Source organism: Methylomonas sp. BG-2 (genome assembly GCF_057766305.1).
The window spans coordinates 1-9,686 of the sequence record NZ_JBYMAP010000156.1; the positions used below are offsets into that span (position 1 = coordinate 1).

Below are 9,686 nucleotides of genomic sequence, written 5' to 3' on the forward strand. Positions count from 1 at the left end.
AGCCTTTCGGCTCCGCTCAGGGCAAGCCCGTGGGAGTGGGCGCCAAGTCGCGTGCCGGCAAACTCGATGTTTCTGGAATGCTGAGGGCGCCACGCCTGATGCTGCGCCAGGGGGCGCTGACCCGCTGGTTTCGTCGCCGATACGGCCAAGCGATAGACGAAACGATCAGTCACCCGTACCGGGCGATGCTGGCGCAGTTTATCGCCGATTGCGAAAGTTATGCGGACGATGTGCCTGTCAGCGTTTCCGATCAAACAGATGATTTCGCGACGGTGGGAATAGAACCTCCCGCCGGCAGAGGGCAGGGTGAGGGGCTTTTACAACAGTCGCGTCAAGGTAGCAGACCGGGTGTAAATGAACCTAGGCGATTAGTCGCCGCCGACCTGATCGAAGCCCTCTACGAATTCGACAGCGGCCGCCAAACCCATTTCGCCGACGGCCCGCATGCGCCGCTGTTATTGTTGACCGCCCACCGCGCCAAGGGCCTGGAATTCGACCACGTCTTGATCCTGGACGCCGGCGGCTGGCAACAACGCAGCGACGACGAACGCCGCTTGTTCTACGTGGCAATGACCCGTTCCCGCAAGACACTGACGCTGTGCCAGCGCCAGGGCGGCCGCCACGCCTTCGCCGCCGACTGCGCGCCGCTATGCCTGACCTGCACCGTCGAAGCAATCGGCGACCTGCCGGAGGCCCGGCAACGTCGCTGGCAGGCCGGTCCGGAACACGTGGTCTTGTCTTGGCCCGGCTACTTCGCTCCCCACCATCCCATTCACCGCACCATCGCCGCCCTGGACTACGGCGATCCGCTGACCCTGCGTCAGCGCGGCGACGGTAAGCCCGGTTGGGAACTAGCCGACGCCAACGGCACTGTTGTTACCCGGATGGCGCAAGCCTTTGTTCCTCCGACCGGAACTGTTGTAGCCGTTCGTGTTGCCGGTGTTTTGGCTCGGCTGTGGAAGCCGGGGGATTCGGGTGATTTGCGGTGTGAGCGGTGGGAGGTGGTGTTGGCGGAGATTGAGTATTGGGCGGGGTAGGTGGTGGGTTGTGTGGCTTGTGTGGCTTGGGGATTTTCGGGATGATATATGGAAACTATTTAATCACTTTTTATGTTTTTCTGAGGTGATCGAGGACCTATGCTCAAACATTACTTAGAGGAAATCTCCACACTTGAGTTTTCAGAGCGAGATATGGGTATTCAACAGGCGGTAACGAGGGAGAAAGGCGCGATGAAGGCCCGTGGCGTGCTGAACTCTTCCATGACCCTTCATGCCCTGGCGGAATTCTTTGGCGCGGAGTTTGCTCTGCGTTGTGATTTTCTAAAAGAGTTCATTGTTTCCCATAGTAGCTTGTGCAAGGAACTGGACACCATTACAGCCGCAAAGACGTTGTTCCAAACGAAGTCCTTCGAGCAACGGGATCAGTTGAAGGCCGCGTACATGGTTGCAGTAAAACCGATTGTTGAGACACTAATCAGCGATTTTCCGAGACAGATTGAAGAAGGGTTAGTCTCCGGTTTCGAGAGCCGAATTAAGAAGAACAACACATATGTCGAGATTGCGTACCAGACGTTGGAATCCGCCAAACAAACGAAAACCCCCGTCTTCGCCCTAAAGCCGAACTTCTATGGCATTGGAATTGACGTCGAGGAGCTGTGGAAGCGGTATGTCAAACATAACTAGTCTCCTAGGGTACGCGTACGTACTGCGTACCTTTTGTGGCTTTGCCAATTTGAACGTCCAATAAGGTACGCATCGCGTACCTTTTAAGGTTTTACCAACCGGAACCAACTTTTGTTGTAACCGTTTCGCTTTCGCGAGGCCTGATTTCCGCCGGTTCGCGGACCGGCAACCGCGATACTTTCTTTTGCGTGGCCAAAAGAAAGTATCCAAAGAAAAGGCCACCCCATGCCGCTTGTTTCCTGCGCGCCTGCGGGTTTGAGCGGGGTTTTCGGAAGGGCTGTCCTAGCCCTCCGAAAACGCGCGGCATCCCTGCCGCGCCCCTGTTGGGCAATTTCCGCTCGAACCCTCCGGTGCTCGGCGCGGCATCAGGGGATAAAACCATCCGGCAGCGTAGGGTGCGCACGGTTTTTGTGCCCACGCGGAATTTAAAACTGCGATAAATATTGTTTCGCTTTCGCGAGGCCTGATTGACCGCCGGTTCGCGTACCGGCTACCGCGATACTTCCTTTTGTTTGGCAAGCTACAGGGATGTAGCGAATGCCGAAAATGCAGGAGCGATTTTCGGCCAAAAGAAAGTATCCAAAGAAAATGCCACCCCATGCCGCTTTGATCCTGCGCGCCTGCGGGTTCGAGTGGGGTTTTCGGAAGGGCTGTCCTAGTCCTCCGAAAACGCGCGGCATCCCTGCCGCGCCCCTGTTGGGCAATTTCCGCTCGAACCCTCCGGTGCTCGGCGCGGCACCAGGGGATAAACCCCGTCCCGCCGGATTGCGTAGGGTGCGCACGGTTTTTGTGCCCACGCGGAATTTAAAACTGCGATAAATATTGTTTCGCTATCGCGAGGCCTGATTTACCGCCGGTTCGCGGACCGGCTACCGCGATACTTCCTTTTGTTTGGCAAGCTACAGGGATGTAGCGAATGCCGAAAATGCAGGAGCGATTTTCAGCCAAAAGAAAGTATCCAAAGAAAATGCCACCCCATGCCGCTTGAATCACGCGGCACATTCATGTGCCTCACCCTTCGGGTGCTATCGCATGCAAATCGGCTATCCTGCCGATTTGTCCTGCGCGTCTGCGGGTTCAAGCGGGGTTTTCGGAAGGGCTGTCCTAGCCCGCCGAAAACGCCCGGCTTCCCCGCCGCGACCCTGTCGGGCACAACCGCTCGAACCCTCCGGTGCTCGGCGCGGCATCAGGGGAGAGCCGCGTAGGGTACGCACCGCGTACCTTTCGAGGCCTTGCCGATTGGAATGCCTGGCAAGGTACGCCATGCGCCTAGTTTGGTCCACCGCTTCGCGGTAAATTGGGGGCGATATTTTGGGTATCGTGTATCTTTTGAGGCTTGGCCGACCGGAGCGCCTGACAAGTCGAGCACGAACAGCTCGCAATACGCGTCAACGGCTCTTTTTAGGATTATCCCAGTCAACGGCCGTCGAATACTCCGGCTATCGTCGCTTCGAAGTTTTTGACGAAACGGCCGGTGTCGAATAGCGCGGAACTTCGGCCCTGGGTTTGCAAGCGTTCTCGATAGCCTTGCAAGGTCGCCGGTTCGGATGCCAGCGCCACCGCCCGATTTTCGTAATCCAGCCAGTTGGTGGTAATCAATTCCGGCAGGCCGACCGCGTGTAACAAGCTGCCGGCCATCCGCGACGCGAAGGTCTTGCCGGAGCAGGTCAGCACCGGCAAGCCGGCCCACAGCGCATCGCTGGCGGTGGTGCCTGCGTTGTAGGGATTGGTGTCCAGCAATAGATCGGCCGCCCGGTAGCGGGCCAGGTACTCGGACGGGGCGGCTTTATCGGCGAACACCAGCCGGTCGGCATCGACGCCGCGCTTGATCGCCTCGGCGGCCAGATTGCCGCGCGCGGCCGGGATGTCGATCGCCAACCACAGCACGCCGTTCGGCACTCGCCGCAGGATGTTCATCCAGACCGAAAACACCGCCTCGGTGATTTTGTAGCTGCCGTTGAACGAGCAAAAAACGAAGGCCTCGTCCGGCAGGCCGCAGGACGCCCGGCTCGGCGTATCGGCAATCTGGCGTCGGCTGTCGTTGGCTTGGTAGACCTCGGGCAAATACAAGGGCTTCTCGAAATAGTAGCGGGCCAGCGCTTCCGGGAATACGTAACGGTCGGCCAGGATGTAATCGATCTCGGCCATGCCGCAGCTGCCGACGTAACCCAGATACGAAATCTGCACCGGCGCCGGCTTATACGCCACGATGCCGGGGCGGGCGCCGGCGGTCAAGCCGGTCAGGTCGATCAACACGTCGATTTCGTGGCGGCGGATGGTTTGCGCCGCCTCTTCGTCGGACAGCGCATGGATAGGCAGATGCCGATCAAAAGCCGCCAGCATGCGCTGGCGCATGGTGCCGCCGTCTTCGGGACTGAAATCGATGCCGTAGACTTCGAAGCGCTCTCTATCGTGCAGTTCCAGCAATTCGGCGGTCAAAATGCTGACCGCGTGCCAGCGAAAGTCGCAGGACAAATAGCCGATCCGCAGTTTGTCGTGCCGATAACCGTCGAGCGGAGCCAGTCTGGGCAGATTCCGAGGCACCTTGCGCTCGACCCAGGCGCTGATCGCCGCCAGTTGCAGGGCCGGATCGTCGGTCGAGGCCAGCAAGCCCAGCGGTCCGACATTTTGTTGCAAGGTGCTCCGCGGAATGCTGGCCACGCCGTTGAATACCGGCCATTGGCATTTTTTCTGGCGAATATGCAGATAATGCTGCATCACGTCCGGCTGATCCGGCATCGCCGCCAGACTGCGCCCCAGCAAGGCCTCGGCTTCGTCGAAATTGCGGTTGACCTCATGCAGCCGGCCGGCGTGGTTCAGCAGCAGGGTCTGGCCCTCTACCGGTTGCAGGCCCTGCAGCCAAGTCGCCATCGCCCCGGCCTGGTTGCCCTGAGCCTCCAGCGCCAAACCCAAATTCACCGCCGCCTGATAAAAATCCGGCCTTAGCCGCAAGGCCTCTTGATAGGCGGCGATCGCCTGCTCGATCTGTCCGGAATGGCGCAACAAACTGCCGAGATTGAACAGCGCCAAGTGGCGCAGTTGCGGCTCGGCGTCGGGTAAAGCCAGCCAATCGGTATAACAGGCGATCGCGGCGGCGTTGTCGCCGCTCTTCGCCAACGCGTCGGCTTGCGCCATGACCTCTACCAAAGTCGTTGCTTTCATGGTTCCATTGCTTGTGTTGTGTGCCATCAGGGTTCTTGTATCGATTCGTCCAGCGCCTTGGTCAGCGGCCAGAGCAGGTAAGAAATCACCGAGCGCTTGCCGACCACGATTTCGGCGCTGACGGTCATGCCCGGCAACAATCTGGCTTGGCCGGGCAGGTTCTTCAAGCGGCCGTTGCCCAAGGCCAAGCGACTGGAGTAATAAGCCTCCATGCCGGGGCCGGCCGATTCGCGGCGAAACGCATCCTCGCTCAACGTGCGCACCGTGGCATCCAAGGTGCCGTGCAGTTGAAAGGGATAGGCGTCCAGTTTCAGCCTGGCCAGATCGCCCGGTTTGACGTAGCCGACATCCAGCGAGTCGATCTCGACTTCGGCTTCCAAATTCGCCTCCAACGGCACCAGCGTAAACAGCGGTTCGGCGGCCTTGGCCACCGAACTCAGCGATAATTTTGCGATATCCAGCACGACGGCTTCGGCCGGCGATACCAGCGTGACCAATTTGTGGCGCTTTTCGGCTTTTTGCAGCTGTTCGTTGACTTCGTCGCGCTCGCGCTGAGTCGCCAGCAAATCTTCCATGGTTTTTTGTCGCCAGCCTTTATCGAAGGCGGCTTTTTCCGCTTCCAAGGCCGCCAATTCCCGCTTCAGCTCTTGTTCCTTGTTTTTGGCCAACTGCAAATCGCGCTCGACTTCCATGCGCTTTTCCTGGGCTTCCAGCATTTGCACGCGCGCGCCGTAATGGCGGTTGACCAAATTGTTCTGCATTTCCTCGATCTCCAGCAGCGGCTTGACCCGCGCCGATAGCGCCTGCTGGTCACGCAGATTGGTGGTGATTCCGGCGTGCAGTTGTTGAATTTTTTCGGAGAGCTGCTTTTGCTGAGCCTGGTAATTGGCTTTACGCTCGGCGTCCAGTTGCGCCTGCAATTGCCGGTCGGCCGTGTCCGATTCCGCGTCGGCCGGCTTGGCCCCGGACAGTTCGGCGTTCAGACGTTGCACTTGGGTATTCAAACTGTCCAGACGGATGCGCAACTGGGCCTGATCGGCTTCGGCGAAGGTCGGGTCCAAGGTGGCCAATTGCTGGCCCTTGTGGACGATCTGGCCGACCCGCACGTCCAGGCTGGCGATGATCGAGGTTTCCAGCGGCTGCACCACGATATTGGGCAGCGGCGTGACCAAACGGCCGCGGGCGACCACGACGCGATCGACGTCCGAGTAAATTGCCCACAGCAAAAAGCCCACCAAAGCCGCCAGCAGCACGTACAGCGTCGCGCGGGCCTGGCGCGGCAACGGACTGCGCTCGATTTCGTCGGCATCCGGTAAAAAATCCACCGCCAGTTCGTCGGCGGCGCGTTTATTCGGAACGCCGGGTTTCACAGATGGCTGGTTTGTTGGTTCCATAGTTGCCGATAGGTATCGCAGCGGCTTAACAAGTCTTGGTGGCGGCCGCTGTCCACTAATTTGCCTTGCTGCATCACTAAGATCGCGTGGGCGTTGACCAGCGTGGACAAGCGGTGGGAAATCATAATCACGGTACGGCCGACGGCGATGCGCGACAGATTGCGGATGAAGATCGCCTCGCTCTCCGGGTCCAGCGCGCTGGCGGCTTCGTCGAGGATCAGAATCCGCGGCCGCGACAGCAAGGCCCGGGCGATCGACAAACGCTGTTTTTGTCCGCCGCTAAGATTGGCGGCGTTCTCTTCCAGCAAGGTGTCGTAACCCTGCGGCAGGCGTTCGATGAACTCGTCGGCGCCGGCCGCCTGCGCCACCGCGACAATATCTTCGAAACTGGCGCCGGGCTGGGTCACCGAAATGTTTTCGCGGACGCTGCCGCGAAACAAGAAATTCTCCTGCAGCACCACGCCGATTTGGCGCCGCAAATGCGACAAATCGATTTCGCGCATGTCCACGCCGTCGAAACGAATGATGCCTTCCTGTACCGGGTACAAACCCTGGATCAACTTGGTCAGCGTGGTCTTGCCGGAACCGCTCCGGCCGACAATGCCGATCACTTTGCCGGCCGGGATCGTGAAGCTGGCTCTATCCAGCGCCGCGACGCTGGACCCCGGATAACGAAACGCCACCGCGTCGAAGGCGATGGCGCCGGCCAGTTGCGGCCGCAAGCCGCCGGCGCCGGACCGGCCTTCCGGGGCGCGGTTCATGATCTCGCCGAGCATCCGCACCGACAGCGCCGTTTGTTGGTACTCGTTGATCAAGCCGACGATTTGCAGCAACGGCGAGCTGACCCGGCTGGACAGCATTTGGAACGCGATCAGCGCGCCGACCGACAAGCTTTGATCGAATACGTCCTGAGCGCCAATGACGATAATCACGATCGGCAACAGCTTGCCCAGGAAATCGGTGATGGTGCCGCCGGCGATCGACAACTTGCCGACCCGAAAATGCATCGTGATGGATTGCGCGGAAAATTGGTCCCAGATCCGCCGCTGCATCGGTTCGATCGCCAGCGCCTTGACGGTACGCATGCCGTGTATGGTTTCGACCAACAAGGCTTGGCGCTTGCCCTCGGCGCTGTACAAGGCATCCAGCCGGCGCCGGTAGCTGGGCAGCAGGATTGCGATGATCGCCGCGATCACCACCGAAAAGCCCAACACGATCAGCGCCAGTTTGACCGAATAGGCGAACAAAATCGGCAGAAATATCAGCAGCGCCAACACGTCCAGCGCGGTAAAGAACAGCCGCCCGGTCAGAAACTGGCGTATGCCTTCCAGCTGATGCATGTGGCGAGTGATGACGCCGGCGGTCGTGGTCTCGAAATAATCGATCGGCAGCGACAACAGCTGCGCGAAGGCGCGCCGGGTCAGGCGCATGTCGATTTTGTTGGTGGCCGCCAAGGTCAGTAACTGGCGAAGATAGCCGAATATCGAATCGAACACCAAGGCGAGCATCACGCCGATGCCCAACACCCAGAGCGTGGACAGGCTTTGGTGAACCAGCACTTTGTCGATGACCAACTGAAAGAAGATCGGGGAGGCAAGCCCCAGGAAATGCATCGCGAACGCGGCCACGGCGATGTCGCGAAATGCAGCCTTTTGCTTCAGGATTTCCGGAATGAACCAGCGTAGACCAAACGGCTGATTCGGATCGCCGAGCGCATGGTGGCGTTTTAAAAACACCACTTCGCCGGACCAGCGCTCCCACCACTGCTCGCGCTCCAGATAGGTCACGGCCGCGTCGCCGGCCAGCGGATCGAGGATCGCCACCTGTTCCGGCGCGTCTTTTTTAACGCCCACCACGATAACCGCGCCGCCATTGCGCAATCTCGCCATGATCGGAAACACGCCGGTTTGCGCTAGCAGCGTTTGCCAACTTAAGCGGGCGATCTTGATTTTTAATCCAATATCGCTAGCTATCCGCTGCAACATCGCCGCGTTCGGTTCCCTGGCCTCCAGCGCATATTCGTCGATCAGCCGCTCCGGATTGATCTGTATGCCGTGATGCTGGGCAATCGCGGTCAAACATTGGATAACCGAATGTTGAAACTTGTCAGCCATGTAGTGTGTGATACGCGCTAATGCTATACGCCAAATCCGGCATGATAACTGGAAAACTCGGGCAGTCGGACATTATGGAAATGCAAGGCCGATCGCCCAAAGTCAAACAGAGTAAACGACATAAAAAAGGCACCGGGAGCGGACCCCCGATGCCTGGCGTTGAAATGTGAAGCGCTTATTTGCCTTTGCTGGCGAGATAGCCGCCGGCTGGATCGTCGAGGCCGGGCAGCGACGGCGTCAAGCCGGTACTCGCCGTTTGCGACGGCGTTGCTGCTAACGTCAGCGGGTTGCCGTTGGCGTCGAATTGCTTCAGCGTATCGGCGAGTGCCAGCGTCGCGAGCGCTGTCGGGTTGGCGGCGGCGTCATCCGAGCCGTTCGGCAGCCCTGGCGTCGCCGGCAGCGATCGGCCGCTGTCGGTGTCGGCGAAGCTGTTGATGGCTTGCGCCAGCCGATTGACGTTGGCTCTCAAACTGTCTTCCGGATTGGCCTGATCACTCTTCGCAAACCAGACATCCACCATCGCCCGGTTGTCGCCGTCCACGGTTTCGTAACTCGAAGTCAAACCTATCCAGTTCCCGTTATCCAGCGTGGAGGCGGTCTCGGCATTCACTCCCAACCGGCTGATGCCAAGCTCGGTCAAGCTATGCAACTCGCCGGCTTGGCTTAAGCCGTCGGCATTGTTGTCGGTCCAGACCCGCAATTCGCTGAAAGCACTATCGTCGGCGCTAATCCAACCGTCTTGATTGCTATCCAGCGCTCGCAACGCGGCGTAGCCGTCGCTGGCGGTTTGACCGTCCGCTAGTCGAGTCGCAGACCCGAACAATTCCGAACCGTCATTGATGACCCCGTCCTGATTGGTATCGATCGCGAGCAAGCCGTCGCCGCCACCAACCCAGCCGACCGTTTCCTGGTGGCCGTCTGCGTCGATATCGAAGCTGACGCCGGCCGCTCGACTTAAAGTCGAGATACCGTCGCCATTCACATCCAGCACCAACGGTGTCGTAAACAATGCATTCATTTGCGCGGTGGTCATCGCGTTCAATTGTGCCGTCGTCAACGCAAGCTCTTGGGCGTCGGTCATTGCGCAAACCTGAGCGGTCGTTAAACCGAAAATCTGAGCGGTAGACAGTGCCTGAATATCTGCAGTCTCCAGTTTGATGAATTGGCTGGTGGTCAATGCAGCCACATCCGCCGTTTCCATGCCAACCACCTGCGCGGTCGTCAATGCAACGATCTGATTCGTCGCGAGAGCAACGACTTGAGCGGTGGTAAACGCGGCCAAGTCGGCAGTTTCTAGGCTTACGACCTGCGCGGTAGTCAAGGCTCGCACCTGC

5 protein-coding genes and 1 pseudogene are annotated in these 9,686 nt (G+C 59.3%); 2 read left to right on the forward strand and 4 right to left on the reverse strand.

Annotation, left to right across the window (positions count from 1 at the left end; genetic code table 11):
• Together AC3B8H_RS14660 and AC3B8H_RS14665 are read left to right on the forward strand one after the other, a co-directional pair.
• On the forward strand, nucleotides 1-1,037 hold a 1,037-nt coding region (locus AC3B8H_RS14660), incomplete at its 5' end, for an ATP-binding domain-containing protein (RefSeq protein WP_488442288.1).
• 99 nt (nucleotides 1,038-1,136) lie between these two features.
• Entirely contained in the window at nucleotides 1,137-1,682 is a 546-nt protein-coding gene (locus AC3B8H_RS14665; protein WP_488442289.1) for a hypothetical protein, read from the forward strand.
• A gap of 1,416 nt (nucleotides 1,683-3,098) precedes the next feature.
• On the opposite strand, the gene AC3B8H_RS14670 is transcribed toward AC3B8H_RS14665, so the two are convergent.
• The 4 genes and pseudogenes from AC3B8H_RS14670 to AC3B8H_RS14685 form a co-directional block, all read right to left on the reverse strand.
• A complete protein-coding gene (locus AC3B8H_RS14670) occupies nucleotides 3,099-4,844 on the reverse strand; it encodes an O-linked N-acetylglucosamine transferase, SPINDLY family protein (RefSeq protein WP_488442290.1) in 1,746 nt (581 codons plus the stop codon).
• 26 nt (nucleotides 4,845-4,870) lie between these two features.
• Nucleotides 4,871-6,214 (reverse strand): HlyD family type I secretion periplasmic adaptor subunit, encoded by a 1,344-nt coding sequence (locus tag AC3B8H_RS14675; RefSeq protein WP_488442291.1) that lies wholly within the window; start codon nucleotides 6,212-6,214, stop codon nucleotides 4,871-4,873.
• Nucleotides 6,211-8,352 (reverse strand): peptidase domain-containing ABC transporter, encoded by a 2,142-nt coding sequence (locus tag AC3B8H_RS14680; protein ID WP_488442292.1) that lies wholly within the window; start codon nucleotides 8,350-8,352, stop codon nucleotides 6,211-6,213. Before AC3B8H_RS14680 ends, AC3B8H_RS14675 begins: the two co-directional genes overlap by 4 nt.
• Before the next feature lie 175 nt (nucleotides 8,353-8,527).
• Nucleotides 8,528-9,686 (reverse strand): annotated as a pseudogene (locus AC3B8H_RS14685) (hypothetical protein); the annotation flags it as partial.